At 51.4% G+C, this 14954-nt stretch carries 14 protein-coding genes; 9 read left to right on the plus strand and 5 right to left on the minus strand.

Annotated features, from left to right (window positions below):
• The first annotated feature begins 26 nt into the window (after positions 1-26).
• Positions 27-554: a primosomal replication protein N'' gene (gene priC, locus I6L53_RS16165; RefSeq protein ID WP_042324441.1), complete on the plus strand. Its 528-nt coding sequence runs from the start codon at positions 27-29 to the stop codon at positions 552-554.
• A 14-nt stretch (positions 555-568) separates the two neighbouring features.
• On the plus strand, positions 569-730 hold the full coding sequence (rsmS, locus tag I6L53_RS16170) for a pleiotropic regulatory protein RsmS (protein ID WP_042324443.1): 162 nt from the start codon (positions 569-571) through the stop codon (positions 728-730).
• Positions 731-827: 97 nt separating this feature from the next.
• Here rsmS and mscK read toward each other — a convergent pair whose 3' ends face one another.
• Positions 828-4187, minus strand: a complete 3360-nt coding sequence (gene mscK / locus I6L53_RS16175) for a mechanosensitive channel MscK (protein ID WP_042324445.1) — start codon at positions 4185-4187, stop codon at positions 828-830.
• 119 nt (positions 4188-4306) lie between these two features.
• On the minus strand, positions 4307-4960 hold the full coding sequence (acrR, locus tag I6L53_RS16180) for a multidrug efflux transporter transcriptional repressor AcrR (RefSeq protein WP_042324448.1): 654 nt from the start codon (positions 4958-4960) through the stop codon (positions 4307-4309).
• 141 nt (positions 4961-5101) lie between these two features.
• Between acrR and acrA the strand changes: the two genes are divergently transcribed.
• From acrA to I6L53_RS16210, 6 genes are all read left to right on the plus strand, one after another.
• Positions 5102-6295: a multidrug efflux RND transporter periplasmic adaptor subunit AcrA gene (gene acrA / locus I6L53_RS16185; RefSeq protein ID WP_042324450.1), complete on the plus strand. Its 1194-nt coding sequence runs from the start codon at positions 5102-5104 to the stop codon at positions 6293-6295.
• A gap of 22 nt (positions 6296-6317) precedes the next feature.
• The gene (acrB, locus tag I6L53_RS16190; protein WP_042324453.1) at positions 6318-9467 is read left to right on the plus strand and encodes a multidrug efflux RND transporter permease subunit AcrB; all 3150 of its coding nucleotides are present in this window, start codon (positions 6318-6320) and stop codon (positions 9465-9467) included.
• A 509-nt stretch (positions 9468-9976) separates the two neighbouring features.
• Positions 9977-10351 (plus strand): Hha toxicity modulator TomB, encoded by a 375-nt coding sequence (gene tomB / locus I6L53_RS16195; RefSeq protein WP_042324455.1) that lies wholly within the window; start codon positions 9977-9979, stop codon positions 10349-10351.
• Positions 10352-10378: 27 nt separating this feature from the next.
• Positions 10379-10597, plus strand: coding sequence for an HHA domain-containing protein (locus I6L53_RS16200; RefSeq protein ID WP_001280991.1), 219 nt, complete (start codon positions 10379-10381; stop codon positions 10595-10597).
• 177 nt (positions 10598-10774) lie between these two features.
• Complete coding sequence (maa, locus tag I6L53_RS16205; RefSeq protein ID WP_042324457.1) at positions 10775-11326, plus strand: maltose O-acetyltransferase; 552 nt, start codon at positions 10775-10777, stop codon at positions 11324-11326.
• A 114-nt stretch (positions 11327-11440) separates the two neighbouring features.
• Positions 11441-11911, plus strand: a complete 471-nt coding sequence (locus tag I6L53_RS16210; protein ID WP_042324459.1) for a YlaC family protein — start codon at positions 11441-11443, stop codon at positions 11909-11911.
• Positions 11912-11961: 50 nt separating this feature from the next.
• On the opposite strand, the gene ykgO is transcribed toward I6L53_RS16210, so the two are convergent.
• Positions 11962-12102 (minus strand): type B 50S ribosomal protein L36, encoded by a 141-nt coding sequence (gene ykgO / locus I6L53_RS16215; RefSeq protein WP_003859006.1) that lies wholly within the window; start codon positions 12100-12102, stop codon positions 11962-11964.
• A 222-nt stretch (positions 12103-12324) separates the two neighbouring features.
• On the opposite strand from ykgO, the gene I6L53_RS16220 reads away from it, so the two are divergent.
• Positions 12325-13875, plus strand: a complete 1551-nt coding sequence (locus I6L53_RS16220) for an EAL domain-containing protein (RefSeq protein ID WP_042324461.1) — start codon at positions 12325-12327, stop codon at positions 13873-13875.
• Positions 13876-13914: 39 nt separating this feature from the next.
• Here I6L53_RS16220 and I6L53_RS16225 read toward each other — a convergent pair whose 3' ends face one another.
• Positions 13915-14268: a DUF1428 domain-containing protein gene (locus tag I6L53_RS16225; protein WP_042324464.1), complete on the minus strand. Its 354-nt coding sequence runs from the start codon at positions 14266-14268 to the stop codon at positions 13915-13917.
• Positions 14269-14350: 82 nt separating this feature from the next.
• Positions 14351-14947, minus strand: a complete 597-nt coding sequence (yczE, locus tag I6L53_RS16230; RefSeq protein ID WP_042324466.1) for a membrane protein YczE — start codon at positions 14945-14947, stop codon at positions 14351-14353.
• Positions 14948-14954 lie beyond the last annotated feature (7 nt).

The raw sequence follows: 14954 nt of genomic DNA on the forward strand, positions 1-14954 counted from the left end.
GTTATCATTTTCATCGGAGTGTTAAATTGAAAACCGCCATGCTACTGCAAAAGCTGGAAGATCAGCTCGCCCTTCTGCGCCAACGTTGCGCGCCGATGGCGCAGCATGCCACGCTCAGCGCTCGCTTCGATCGCCATCTTTTTCAAACCCGCAGCACTCTGCTCCAGGCCTGCCTGGAAGAAGCGGAAAACCATCTTCAGGCGCTGCGTCAGGCGGTTGAACAGCAGCAACTGCCGCAGGTCGCCTGGCTTGCGGAACATCTGGCGTCGCAACTGGAAGCGATCTCCCGTGAAACCGCCAGCTGGTCACTTCGGGAGTGGGACAGTGCTGCGCCGGGTCTGGCACGCTGGCAGCGCAGGCGCATTCAGCATCAGGAATTTGAACGACGTTTGCAGGAAATGACCGCGCAACGCAAGGCGCGGCTGGCTCAGGCCACCCGCCTGGACGAGCAACAAACGTTGCAACGTGAAGTGGAAATCTATGAAGGTCGTCTGGCGCGCTGTCGTAAGGCGCTCGACAATATTGAACGTGTTCTGACGCGGTTAACCCGCTAATCCCTGGAGTCGCTATGTCACTTGAAAATGCCCCGGATGAGGTCAAACTGGCCGTCGATTTGATTGTCCTGCTGGAAGAAAACCAGGTCGCCCCCGACACGGTGCTGAAAGCGCTGGAAATGGTTAAACGGGACTATGAAAAAAAAGTGGCTCAAACGGCTGACAAGCCTGATTGAGTTGTGCCGGATGGCGGCGCACGCGCCTTATCCGGCCTACAACGGATTAAGTTATGTCTGATGGCGCGCAAACGCCATCAGACATTCGGGAGTTTGATTAGACCGCCGGCGTCGGATCGTCGCCTTTGATCTCACGTTTCACTTCCGTCACCTCATCGCCCTTCTCATTGCGCAGATGCACTTCAAGCTGGTTAAAAGCAATATCAATGTTGTTTTCGCGACACAGGCGATCGATCGACCGGTTCAGTTCATCAACCGTATGGCTACGATCGCGCAGTTCACGCACGTACAGACGCAGCTCGTGATCGAGAGTACTGGCGCCGAAGGTCGTAAAGAACACCGCCGGCTCGGGATCGTGCATCACTTTCGGATGCTCCAACGCGGCCTGAAGCAGGACTTTCTTCACTTTATCCAGATCTGAACCGTAAGCCACGCCAATGCGGATCACCAGACGAGTGGTAGTATCGGAGAGCGACCAGTTGATCAGACGCTCGGTTACAAACGCCTTGTTCGGAATGATCACCTCTTTGCGATCGAAATCGGTAATGGTGGTCGCACGGATACGGATCTTGCTGACGGTACCGGAGAACGTGCCGATCGTCACCGTATCGCCAATCCGCACCGGCCGTTCGAACAAAATGATCAGACCCGAGACAAAGTTACCGAAAATCTCCTGCAAGCCGAACCCGAGACCGACCGATAGGGCCGCCGCCAGCCACTGCAATTTATCCCACGATACGCCGAGCGAACCGAAGACCGTCATCGCCCCGACGGCAATGATGATGTAGTTAAGAATTGTGGTGATGGCGTACGACGCCCCCTGACGCATTTTCAGACGCGACAGCACCAGCACTTCCAGCAGACCCGGCAGGTTGCGGATCAGTGCCCAGGCCACCATCGAGGCGATAATGGCAAACAGCAGACTGCCCATCGTCACACTTTTCACCACCGCAGCGCCCGCTTCGGTGCCGTTGTAATGCCAGAGCGTGATGCTGTCGAGATAGCTGAATACGGTGATCAGATCGGACCAAATCGCCCAGAACATCACCGCGAACAGTGAGACCATCAACAGCATGGTGATACGCAACGTTTGCTGGTTCACCTGCTCCAGCGCGATGGTCGGTTCCTCCTGCGGCTCCGCGCCTTCGGCCCCTTCCTTCACCAGATTCTGTCGACGCGCCAGCGCACGACGCCAGGCGATACGCCGCGCGGCGACGCTCAATCCACGCAACACCGTCTGGTAGAGCAGATTCCAGATGATGACCAGATAAACGGTCTCAATCCAGCGGCCCGACAGGCGCAGTGTGGTGTAGAAGTAGCCGGTTGCCGTCAGCACCATCAGCGCAATCGGGATGATTGACAGGATGGTGATCGTCACCAGGCGCAGGCCATGCGACTCTTTATCACGCCAGCTTTCGCGACACATCGGCCACACCAGAAAGGCGATCAACAGCAGGTTGAGGAAAATCATCGCCTGCCCCAACACATCGTCCATCAAATGCAGCGGAGAAAGTTCAGCCACCACGGACCAGAAGTGCAGCGGCAGCAGCGCCAGGCTGATGCGCACAATCTGGCGACGCCAGTGGCTGGTCAATTGCGCGGGCATACCGAAATGACGAATCGCTACCCCGTCTTTCTCGAGCACTTTCCAGCACAGGCCAAAGACCAGCCAGAAGATGGCCAGTTTTTTACTGAATGCCCACAGCAGGTCGCTGATGTTCAGTTGCATCGTCAGCAAAATCAGGCCAACGGCCAGGATCAGCAGGCATACCGGCAGCGCGCGGATCAGATCGATCAGAATCGCTTTCGGCGTGTTTAGCTGACTGTCATTGCGCAACGTTCCTACCGCGGCAGCGAGTTTCTGCTGATACGCTTTCAGCCACTTCAGACGCCAGCGAATCAGCCCGGCAATCAGCAGCAGCGGCAATCCGGCCAGGAAAGCGATAAACACCGCCGGCCACGCTTTTTCCCAGTTCACCGTGATTTTCATCGACTTGAACTGATCTTTCAGCGACTGTGGGAAGGCTTTGATCCAGTCCCAGTCCATTGGCCGGTTGCTGTTCACCCAGAAGATTTGCTGGGTCAGGATCTCTTTCAGGCTTTTCGAGACGCTCATTAACTGCTGCTGATTAATTTGCAGGTTAATGGCCATCATAAGCTGATTACCCAGCTGCTTGTTAAGCTGGTCCAGCAGTTCGCGACGCATATCAACAACCTGCAACAGCGCGTCGTGGACTTCATCATTCACTTCGTTACTGTGGCCCTCTTCCAGCCTGGCCACGAACGCATCGTTCTGGAACAGCGCGTCACGCTGTTGGTTGACTTCGAACTGCTCCAGACGCAGGTCCGCAATGCGGTTGGTCATGTCCGAGAGTTCGTCCGCCGACGGCAGCGTTTGCTGCTGTTGATAGAGAATACGCGACAGCAGCAGACTGCCTTTCAGCACCGCGATTTGTTCTTTGATATTACGTTCGGATTGCAGCGCACGGTCCAGCCAGTTTTTGACCTTAATGTTTTGCTGCATCAGCGAATTGCCATTTTCCGTCGCAGTGATCAGGCGCTGGCTGAGCTGATGGTTGATTTCCAGCTCCTGTTTCACCAGCGGATTCGCCTGGATCCGCGCGGTTTCATCCGGCGAAATGGCCTCCTGCGCCGTTTTTTCCGTTAAGGTCAAACGCTTGCTGTTGACCGCCTCCTGCAACAACTGCATCTGATGCTCGAGCCGGTTGCTGTTTGCGGTGACATAATCACGCTGCTTTTGCAGGGTGTCCTGCAACACCGTATTGCCTTCCAGGCTCTTACGTTGTTGATCGATCTGAGCATTCAGTAACGCTTGCTGCGCCTGTAACAGCACCTGCTGAGTTGGTCGCAATGCCGCTTCACCCACATTGGTGCCATCCAGTCGATTGCGGATCTGCTGAAGTTGTTGAGAGGCGTTGTACATTGCATTTTGTACACGTTCTGGCTGCGTTTGCAGAGAAACCAACTGGCTGTTATAGGTGGCGAGATCGTTTTGTGCGTTCTGTAAATCATCCAGTACCTGCGCCACGCGCAGTTCTAACTGGCGTAACGAAAGCGTACTGAGCGTCTTACGCGTTTCATCATCGTTATCCACGTCGCTGAGGGCATTCAGGGCTTCTGTCGCCTGACGCATTTTTTCCGGCGCCTGTGCGACGCGCTGACGAAGCTGAGTCGTCTCGTCTTTCACCCGCTCGATTTTTTCCAGCGTTGCGATGGTCTCGATGAGATCCTGCTGAACCAGTTTATCCTGCGCGGAAAGGTCTTTCTGCTTATTGAGCGTATCCAGTTGGCTTTGAACGTCCGCCTTCGACGGCAAATCGCTGTTTGACGCCGCACGGGCAAGCGCCAAAGACTGGCAGGACAGCATCAGGATGAAAACAGCCACCGTGATGAAAACAAGGTGCTGTGCACGTTTATAGAGCTGCAACATAGTCATGTGAATGAAGGTTTCTGAACCGAAAAGACGACCGAAAATAGTCAACGAGCAAGAATATCACGGCTCTGTCAGACAGAATAGCGGCAGAGAAACCGTCCAGGATAATTCCTGGAGTCGCGTCAGGAGGTTGCGTCGGGCCCTGCCGAGCGCAGTGTCGGACAAAATGTTAACATTTCAAGCAACACGGCAACGTAATCTCGCGCTTCTTTTTTGAGATCAAACGATTGTGGGGCGAAGAGCCAGTTTTCCATCAGGCCAGAAACCGTGGCGCGCATCATCACCGCCGCCCGGCGCGTAAGCAAATTTTCAGGCAACATTTTTGAATTAATACAATGCATTAATGTTTGCTCGATACGATCATAGCTTTCGAGACAGATGTTTCTTTGCGCCTGCTGAACTATAGTCATTTCTCCCACAAATTCACATTTGTGGAATATAATCTCCATCAATAAACGTCGCCGTTCTTCTGTCACGGTAGATTCAAGGAGATGAACGAGAATTTCTCTTAACACTGATAGTGGATCGTCGGGGAATTTTGCCTGATACTCAGTCTCAAGCTCACCAATACTGGATTCTGATAGTTCCCAGATTTCACTAAATAAATCCGACTTGTTTTTGAAATGCCAATAGATTGCACCGCGAGTGACGCCAGCGGCTTTTGCAATCTCCGCCAGCGAGGTGGAAGATACCCCTTGCTGTGAGAACAACCGTAGCGCTACATCCAGGATGTGTTGTCGTGTTTCCTGCGCTTGTTGTTTGGTTTTTCGTGCCATATGTCGGTGAATTTACAGGTGTTAGATTTACATACATTTATGGATGTATGTACCATAGCACGACGATAATATAAACGCAGCAATGGGTTTGTGGACTTTTGACCATTGATCAATTTGAAATCGGACACTCGAGGTTTACATATGAACAAAAACAGAGGGTTTACGCCTCTGGCGGTCGTTCTGATGCTCTCAGGCAGCTTAGCGCTTACAGGATGTGACGACAAACAGGCCCAACAAGGGGGCCAGCAGATGCCAGAAGTTGGGGTTGTGACGCTCAAAACCGAACCTCTACAGATCACAACTGAACTCCCGGGTCGCACCAGTGCTTTCCGTATTGCGGAAGTTCGTCCTCAGGTGAGCGGTATTATCCTGAAGCGTAATTTCGAGGAAGGTAGTGATATCGAAGCAGGAGTGTCTCTCTATCAGATTGATCCTGCGACTTATCAAGCCACTTATGAAAGCGCGAAAGGCGATCTGGCGAAAGCACAGGCCGCAGCCAGCATCGCTCAGGTAACGGTTAACCGTTATAAAAAGCTGCTGGGAACGCAGTATATCAGTCAACAAGATTACGATCAGGCGCTGGCCGATGCGCAACAGGCGAATGCCGCCGTCGTTGCCGCGAAAGCCGCGGTCGAAACAGCACGCATTAACCTGGCGTATACCAAAGTAACCTCTCCGATTAGCGGCCGTATTGGTAAATCCGCCGTGACGGAAGGGGCCCTGGTGCAGAACGGTCAGGCAACCGCGCTGGCAACCGTGCAGCAGCTCGATCCTATCTATGTTGACGTGACGCAGTCGAGCAACGACTTCCTGCGTCTGAAACAAGAACTGGCTAACGGAACGCTGAAACAGGAAAACGGCAAGGCGAAAGTCGAGCTGGTGACCAGTGACGGTATCAAGTTCCCGCAGTCCGGTACGCTTGAATTTTCAGACGTGACCGTCGATCAGACCACCGGTTCCATTACCTTACGCGCCATCTTCCCTAACCCGGATCACACCTTACTGCCGGGCATGTTTGTCCGCGCACGTCTGGAAGAAGGGACCAACCCGACTGCATTGCTGGTGCCGCAACAAGGTGTGACCCGTACGCCGCGCGGTGATGCGACAGCACTGGTTGTGGGGGCTGACGACAAAGTGGAAACCCGTCAAATCGTTGCCAGTCAGGCAATTGGCGATAAATGGGTGGTCACTGACGGACTTAAATCTGGCGATCGCGTCATTATCTCTGGTTTGCAAAAAGTTCGCCCTGGCGTGCAGGTAAAAGCGCAGGAAGTAACATCTGACAATCAACAACAAGCCGCGAACGGTGGCAAGTCAGAGCAAACAAAGTCTTAACTTAAACAGGAGCCGTTAAGACATGGCTAAGTTTTTTATCGATCGCCCTATCTTTGCATGGGTTATCGCCATCATCATCATGCTGGCAGGGGGTCTCGCGATCCTCAAATTGCCGGTGGCGCAATATCCGACGATTGCTCCACCTGCAATCACGATCTCTGCGAGCTATCCTGGTGCTGATGCGAAAACGGTTCAAGATACCGTGACGCAGGTTATCGAACAAAATATGAACGGTATCGATAACTTGCTCTATATGTCCTCAACCAGTGACTCTTCAGGTACCGTTCAGATTACGATTACCTTTGACTCCGGGACAGATGCGGATATCGCTCAGGTTCAGGTTCAGAACAAGCTGCAACTGGCAATGCCGTTACTTCCGCAGGAAGTACAGCAACAGGGCGTGAGCGTTGAGAAATCCTCCAGTAGCTTCCTGATGGTTATGGGGATGATCAGTACTGACGGCTCTATGACGCAGGAAGATATCGCAGACTATGTTGGTGCAACCGTAAAAGATCCGGTCAGCCGTACCAGCGGCGTGGGTGACGTCCAGTTGTTCGGTGCGCAATATGCTATGCGCATTTGGATGGATCCGACCGAGCTAAATAAATACCAGTTAACGCCGGTAGACGTTATTACGGCAATCAAAGCGCAGAACGCCCAGGTTGCAGCTGGTCAGCTAGGTGGCACGCCACCGGTAAAAGGTCAGCAGCTTAACGCATCCATTATTGCTCAAACGCGTCTGACCTCGACCGAAGAGTTCGGCAAAATTTTGCTGAAAGTGAATCAGGATGGTTCTCGGGTTCGCCTGAGTGATGTCGCACGTATTGAACTCGGTGGCGAGAACTATGATGTCATCGCGAAATTCAATGGGCAGCCAGCATCAGGTTTAGGGATCAAACTGGCAACAGGTGCAAACGCGCTGGATACTGCAAACGCAGTACGCGCGACAATTGCAAAACTGGAGCCTTTCTTCCCGCACGGTCTGAAGGTCGTTTACCCTTACGATACAACCCCTTTCGTTAAAATCTCGATTAACGAAGTGGTGAAGACGCTGGTTGAAGCTATCGTACTGGTATTTATTGTTATGTACCTGTTCCTGCAAAACTTCCGCGCAACGCTGATTCCTACCATCGCCGTTCCGGTCGTTCTGTTGGGCACATTTGCCATACTCGCGGCATTTGGTTTCTCAATAAATACGTTAACCATGTTTGGTATGGTTCTCGCGATAGGCCTCCTGGTCGATGATGCCATCGTTGTTGTTGAGAACGTCGAACGCGTTATGGTTGAAGAGGGATTACCGCCTAAAGAAGCAACGCGGAAATCGATGGGCCAGATTCAGGGCGCCCTGGTCGGTATCGCAATGGTATTGTCAGCGGTATTTATTCCAATGGCTTTCTTTGGCGGTTCAACCGGTGCGATTTATCGCCAGTTCTCGATTACCATCGTTTCGGCAATGGTACTTTCTGTTCTGGTGGCGATGATCCTGACCCCTGCTCTTTGTGCCACCATGCTTAAGCCTGTTGCCAAAGGCGATCATGGAGAAGGCAAAAAAGGCTTCTTCGGCTGGTTTAACCGCATGTTCGATAAGAGCACGCACCACTACACCGACAGCGTGGGCAACATCCTGCGCAGTACGGGTCGTTACTTGCTGCTGTATCTGATCATCGTGGTCGGCATGGCGTTCCTGTTCGTTCGTCTGCCAAGTTCCTTCCTGCCGGATGAAGACCAGGGGGTATTCCTGACCATGGCGCAACTTCCGGCTGGCGCAACGCAGGAACGTACGCAAAAAGTCCTTGATGAAGTAACGGACTATTATCTGAAGGACGAAAAAGCCAACGTCAATTCTGTGTTTACCGTCAACGGCTTTGGATTCTCAGGTCGTGGTCAAAACACCGGTCTTGCTTTTATTTCTCTCAAAAATTGGGAGGATCGTCCGGGTGAAGAAAACAAGGTGCCCGCCATTGCAGAACGTGCAAGTGCTCACTTTGCCGCCATTAAAGATGCAATGGTGTTTGCCTTTAACCTGCCAGCAATTGTGGAACTGGGTACTGCTACCGGTTTTGACTTCCAGTTAATTGACCAGGCTAACCTGGGTCATGACAAACTCACGCAGGCGCGTAACCAGTTGTTTGGCGAGATTGCAAAACATCCCGATCTGCTGGTTGGTGTTCGCCCTAACGGTCTGGAAGATACCCCGCAGTTCAAGATTGATATCGACCAGGAAAAAGCACAGGCTTTGGGCGTTTCCATTAGCGATATTAATACTACGCTGGGCGCCGCATGGGGCGGAAGCTACGTGAATGACTTTATCGACCGCGGTCGTGTGAAGAAAGTTTACGTGATGTCCGAAGCCAAATACCGCATGCTGCCGGACGATATTGGGAACTGGTATGTGCGCGGCAGTGATGGTCAGATGGTACCGTTCTCTGCATTTTCATCATCGCGTTGGGAGTACGGTTCACCGCGTCTGGAACGCTATAACGGTCTGCCATCGATGGAAATCTTAGGTCAGGCGGCACCAGGTAAGAGTACCGGGGAAGCCATGGCAATGATGGAAGAGTTGGCCAGTAAGCTGCCATCCGGCATCGGCTATGACTGGACGGGGATGTCCTATCAGGAACGCCTGTCCGGCAACCAGGCCCCTGCCCTGTATGCCATCTCGCTGATCGTCGTCTTCCTGTGTCTGGCGGCGCTGTATGAGAGCTGGTCTATCCCGTTCTCCGTTATGCTGGTGGTTCCGCTGGGGGTTATTGGTGCCTTGTTGGCCGCAACCTTCCGTGGGTTAACGAACGACGTTTACTTCCAGGTGGGCCTGCTCACCACCATTGGCTTGTCGGCGAAGAACGCGATATTGATCGTCGAATTCGCCAAAGATCTGATGGATAAAGAAGGTAAAGGCCTGGTAGAGGCTACACTGGAAGCGGTCCGTATGCGTTTACGTCCGATCCTGATGACCTCTCTGGCGTTCATTCTGGGCGTTATGCCGTTGGTTATCAGTTCCGGTGCGGGTTCCGGTGCGCAGAACGCCGTAGGGACTGGCGTAATGGGCGGGATGGTCACCGCGACGGTTCTGGCTATCTTCTTCGTTCCGGTCTTCTTTGTGGTGGTTCGCCGCCGCTTCAGCCGCAGAAATGAAGATATTGAGCACAGTCATTCTGTCGAACATCACTGATACTCATCAGATAAAAGGCCGCGCAAGCGGCCTTTTTTTCGAATGAAATCAGCCAAAGGGCTTATTGATACTTTGTTGACTTTTGGTTGCGAGTAATAAAGGTTATAATCCACAAGAGGATGAAGGCTATTTCTGGCCATTTGGCTTAGGGCTTATTCCCTGCTTAATAACTCATTATTAAGACAATTCCTGGGGATAAGTCTGACTCTGGTTTTGCCACAGTCAGCGATGAGGATGAAAAGAGAAGATAATCTGATGAATTTCAAAATAATCACGTAATTATCTCATTCCGGAATGGGTTGGCGACATGCTATAATGGGAAAAATGTACAAACCTTCACTTTCTTGCGTATTAAACTAATTGTAATTTTTCGTAATATAACGATGAAATCTTTTTTAGAGTAGATTATAGTTAAATCATCAGGCGTAGAAGGTAAGCTCCAGGTCAGTTTAGTTGTACCCATCCCGAAGGTGTTCGGTTAGTTCAAGCCACTAAGAAGGGGATGCGTTATGGATGAATACTCACCCAAAAGACATGATATAGCGCAGCTTAAATTTCTTTGTGAAACGCTTTATCACGACTGTCTTGCAAACCTTGAAGAAAGCAATCATGGCTGGGTTAACGACCCAACCTCGGCAATCAACCTTCAACTCAACGAACTGATAGAGCATATTGCAACCTTCGCACTTAATTATAAAATTAAGTATAATGAGGACAATAAGCTGATTGAGCAGATTGATGAATATCTGGACGACACATTTATGTTGTTCAGCAGTTATGGCATTAATGCGCAGGATCTGCAGAAATGGCGGAAATCCGGTAATCGCTTGTTCCGCTGCTTTGTGAATGCCACCAGGGCTAATCCTGTTAGTTTGTCTTGTTAAAAATTATTACAATCATAGGTAAGATTTATGTCCGATAAACCATTAACTAAAACTGATTATTTGATGCGTTTGCGACGCTGTCAGACAATTGACACGCTTGAGCGCGTGATCGAGAAAAATAAATATGAATTGTCTGACAATGAATTGGCTGTATTTTACTCAGCCGCCGATCACCGTCTTGCAGAATTGACGATGAATAAACTTTACGACAAGATTCCTTCCTCCGTCTGGAAATTCATCCGTTAATTTGATAACTGTCGCATCAGGAAATACGGACCATCTCCTGGGGAACATTTTTCATACTCGCAATAACAATAGAATGACTATTGTGACTTATGTCACAATCCAGGTCAGGGAACGTTCCCTGAACATCACTGACCCTCTACTGTGTTGCCTTACCGGTGAACAGTCAGAGAGAGCAGAATGAGTGACGAGAAACAGAAAATGATAGCGGGTGAGCGTTATCGCCCGGCAGATGAAACCCTGCGCCATGACAGGTTGCAGGCGCGTCGATTCGTTCACCGCTACAATCTCACCACCCCGGATGAAAAGGCTGAACGCCTGGCAATCCTCAGTGCCCTGTTGGGCCAGTGTGACCGACCTTACATTGAGCCGTCATTTCGCTGTGACTACGGTTACAATATCTTTCTGGGTAAAGACTTTTATGCCAATTTCGACTGCGTCATGCTTGACGTCTGTCCGATTCATATTGGTGATAACTGTATGCTGGCTCCTGGTGTTCATATCTATACCGCCACACATCCACTGGATGCGACAGAGCGCAATAGTGGGCTGGAATTCGGCAAGCCCGTCACGATTGGCAATAATGTCTGGATTGGTGGACGCGCGGTCATTAATCCCGGCGTCAACATTGGTGACAACGTGGTTGTCGCCTCCGGCGCGGTGGTGACCAAAAACGTCCCAGCTAACGTGGTGGTAGGCGGTAACCCGGCACGGATTATCAAAACCCTGTAAACAGAATTGTAACTGTTATGATAAATTGTGGTTAATCTGTTACTTTCTTCACGCTAATCGCCCACTTAAAATGGGGCGTTCCCCTGTAAGTAGCGAAAATCACGAAGGCAAAAAATGACAGAAATACAACGCCTGCTCACCGAAACCATCGACGACCTGAACGTTCGTGAGAAGCGCGATAATAAGCCCCGCTTTAGCATCAGCTTTATTCGCAAGCATCCTGGTTTGTTTATTGGGATGTACGTCGCCTGGTTTGCCACGCTGGCGGTGATGCTGCAATCAGAAACGCTGGTCGACTCCGTCTGGCTGCTGGTCGTGCTGTTTGTCATCCTCAACGGCTTTTTCTTTTTTGATGTTGCCCCGCGCTATCGCTATGAAGATATTGACGTGCTGGATTTCAGGGTGTGTTACAACGGCGAGTGGTATAACACCCGGTTTGTACCTTCCGCGTTGATTAATACCATCCTTCACTCCCCGCGCGTCGATGATGAACATAAAGCACAATTACAGAAGATGGTGACGCGTAAAGGCGAGCTTTCGTTTTACGATATCTTCACCCTTGCCCGCGCAGAAACCGCGCCATAATCCGTTTGTGTTGCCGGATAGTCATTTCCCCTATCCGGCCTCTCCTTTCTTTAACGCCGTTTTTTTCTTCCCTGTACCGCTTTAAAACGCGGATTACTCTTACAAATCACATATAAACGCCCTTTGCGCTTTACGATCTGACAGTCTGGATGGCGCTGCTTTGCACTACGTAATGAATTCAAGACCTGCATGTTATCCTCATCAACCGATAAAAAAGTGTTATAATATAACATCACTTTATCGCTGAATGTATCGCAGTTCAATCCTTTCGACCTTTACACCGGTTTTTTCGTTGTGAAAACGACAGAAATCCACGCTTTCATCAAAAACTTTGTAGATTAACGACATCATTTACAGGGCTTTTTTCGCGATCGGATATACTTTCTCTACAATGCGTTATTAAGGATATCTGCGTGAGAACACGACATCTGGTCAGTCTGGTGACAGGAGTACTTATCCTCTCCGTATTGCTTCCGGTTGGGCTAAGTATTTGGCTCGCGCATCGCCAGGTCGAAAAGAAATTCATCGAAGAGCTGAATACCTACTCAGTGCGCGTCTCGGAACGTACAGAACGAGTGGTAACTCAGGCGAAGCAGGCATTACAGCAGATTAACGCCGTGAAAAGCGCACCGTGCTCACGGGAACACTTACTGGCTATGCGGCGGATCTCCTTCAGTTATCGTTATGTCCAGGAAGTATTGTACCTGCAAAACAACATGCCCCGCTGCTCATCCCTGGAGCAGGAAAGTCATACCGCCACATTTCCTCCCCCCATGAAAATCACCAACGATGGCTACCGCGCATGGTTTACCGCGCAAAACGATCTGGGGATCGAGCGCGATATGGCAGCGCTGGGCTATGGCGACTATATCGTGATGATTGATCCCGCATCGTTTATCGACGTGGTTCCTTTTGGCGCCTGGCAGATAGATGTCGCGATTATCGGCGTAAAACGCAATACAGTCATTGCCAGCAGCAGTGCGCTTGCACCGAATATCCTGCAATTCACACAGGAAGCCACGCCTCGCCATCTGGAAAGTCATGGCATTATTTATGAGGTTCGCCCCTTCCCGGAAATGGGCATTACCATCGTCAGTTGGTCGTCTACCCTTCCACTGCAGAAAATCTGGTACAGGCAGGCGCTGATCTGGGTTCCCGCCGGCATCCTGATCGGTCTGCTGGCCGCTGCTTTTATTCTGCGTATTCTGCGCCGTCTCCAGTCGCCGCATCACCGGCTGCAGGATGCTATCAACAACAGGGACATCAAGGTTCACTACCAGCCCATCATTTCGTTATCGACCGGAAAAATAGTCGGCGCCGAAGCGCTGGCGCGCTGGCCACAAGCCGATGGCAGTAACCTGTCACCCGATATTTTCATCACTCTGGCCGAACAGACCGGTCTAACCGAACAACTTACCCGCTTAATTATCGAGACGGTGTTTGAGGATATGGGGAAATGGTTGAAGCAACATCCCGATCAGCATATTTCCATTAATATTGAGGCTGCGGATCTCACTTCTGAAAAACTCCCGACGCTACTCAGTAAATTGCTTAACCGGTATCAGCTTGCCCCCTCACAGATTGCTCTCGAACTGACGGAACGGGGATTTGCCGATCCGAAGACCAGTTCGCCATTCGTTGCCCGCTACCGCAAGGCAGGACATGCCATCTACATTGATGATTTTGGCACCGGCTATTCCAGCCTTAGCTATTTGCAGAATCTGGACGTGGACATTCTGAAAATCGACAAATCGTTTGTCGATGCGCTGGAGTACAAGAACGTGACGCCGCATATCATCGAAATGGCCAAAACGCTGAAGCTGAAAATGGTCGCGGAAGGGATTGAAACAGCAAATCAGGAAGACTGGTTGCGCCAGCACGGCGTCCATTATGGGCAGGGCTGGCTGTACAGCAAGGCGCTGCCCAAAGAGGCGTTTATTCTGTGGGCGGAAAAACATTTATAACGCAGAGATGGCTGGCGGCACGCCGCACAGCCAGTCACGCTAGTCGTCGATAATAGGTGAGAATCCGCCGTAAATCATACGTTTACCATCAAACGGCATCGACTCACCAAACTCTTTCATGCGCGGATCGGACATCATCTTCTGATTCGCCGCATCCCGCACTTCTTTCGACGGGTACTCAATCCAACTGAATACCACCTCTTCGTGCTCCTCGGCTTTCACCGCCATACGGAAATCGGTGACTTTGCCATCTGGCACATCGTCGGCCCAGCATTCCACAATGCGGAGCGCACCAAATTCCTTGAACAGCGGGGCTGCTTTTGCCGCCATCGCCTTATAAGCCTCCTTGTTTTCGGCAGGTACGGCAAGGACAAATCCGTCCACATACTTCATGAGAAAAACCTCCGAAGTCCACTGCACGGCAAGGCCATTCCAGCCGCGTCAGTCGAGAGTAAGTGTAGTCGCCCTCTCCTTTCTATGCTGTCTGAATCCGTGCCCGGGGTTTATAGCGAAACCACGGCAGACAGATCTGGATCAACGGCCCAATCGCCAGCGCATACAGCACGGTTCCAACGCCAAGCGTGCCACCGAGCAGCCAGCCGCTTAATAAAACAGAGACTTCTATCGCGGTACGGATGGTACGCACCGACCATCCTGTGCGAGCATGAATACCGGTCATCAGACCGTCTCTTGGCCCGGCACCAAAGCCTGCGCCAATGTACATGCTCGTCGCCAACGCATTCACCACAACGGCGGCCACCAAAATGATGCTGCGCACGACGAGGGAAGAAAACGCCGGCATCACTGCCAGCGCCGCATCGGCGGCGAGCCCGATCACAATCACATTACTGAGGGTTCCCAACCCTGGGCGTTGACGCAGGGGGATCCACAGCAACAGTACCAGCGCACCGACGATAATCATGACTACGCCAATCTTCATCGACAACAGATTCGCCAGCCCCAGATGAAACACGTTCCACGGATCGGCGCCTAAATCCGCACGCACAAACATCGCGGTTGATATCCCATACAGAGCCAATCCAAAGTAAAGTTGAACCAGACGACGCCCCATTTTCACC

The sequence above is a fragment of the Citrobacter farmeri genome (assembly GCF_019048065.1).
Classification (GTDB): Bacteria; Pseudomonadota; Gammaproteobacteria; order Enterobacterales; family Enterobacteriaceae; genus Citrobacter_A; species Citrobacter_A farmeri.

Excerpts from the sequence above, each read along its gene's own strand:
- rsmS (WP_042324443.1), top strand. The coding sequence starts at position 569 with ATGTCACTTGAAAATGCCCCGGATGAGGTCAAACTGGCCGTCGATTTG.
- mscK (WP_042324445.1), bottom strand. The coding sequence starts at position 4,187 with ATGACTATGTTGCAGCTCTATAAACGTGCACAGCACCTTGTTTTCATC.
- acrR (WP_042324448.1), bottom strand. The coding sequence starts at position 4,960 with ATGGCACGAAAAACCAAACAACAAGCGCAGGAAACACGACAACACATC.
- acrA (WP_042324450.1), top strand. The coding sequence starts at position 5,102 with ATGAACAAAAACAGAGGGTTTACGCCTCTGGCGGTCGTTCTGATGCTC.
- acrB (WP_042324453.1), top strand. The coding sequence starts at position 6,318 with ATGGCTAAGTTTTTTATCGATCGCCCTATCTTTGCATGGGTTATCGCC.
- tomB (WP_042324455.1), top strand. The coding sequence starts at position 9,977 with ATGGATGAATACTCACCCAAAAGACATGATATAGCGCAGCTTAAATTT.
- I6L53_RS16200 (WP_001280991.1), top strand. The coding sequence starts at position 10,379 with ATGTCCGATAAACCATTAACTAAAACTGATTATTTGATGCGTTTGCGA.
- maa (WP_042324457.1), top strand. The coding sequence starts at position 10,775 with ATGAGTGACGAGAAACAGAAAATGATAGCGGGTGAGCGTTATCGCCCG.
- I6L53_RS16210 (WP_042324459.1), top strand. The coding sequence starts at position 11,441 with ATGACAGAAATACAACGCCTGCTCACCGAAACCATCGACGACCTGAAC.
- ykgO (WP_003859006.1), bottom strand. The coding sequence starts at position 12,102 with ATGCAGGTCTTGAATTCATTACGTAGTGCAAAGCAGCGCCATCCAGAC.
- I6L53_RS16225 (WP_042324464.1), bottom strand. The coding sequence starts at position 14,268 with ATGAAGTATGTGGACGGATTTGTCCTTGCCGTACCTGCCGAAAACAAG.
- yczE (WP_042324466.1), bottom strand. The coding sequence starts at position 14,947 with ATGGGGCGTCGTCTGGTTCAACTTTACTTTGGATTGGCTCTGTATGGG.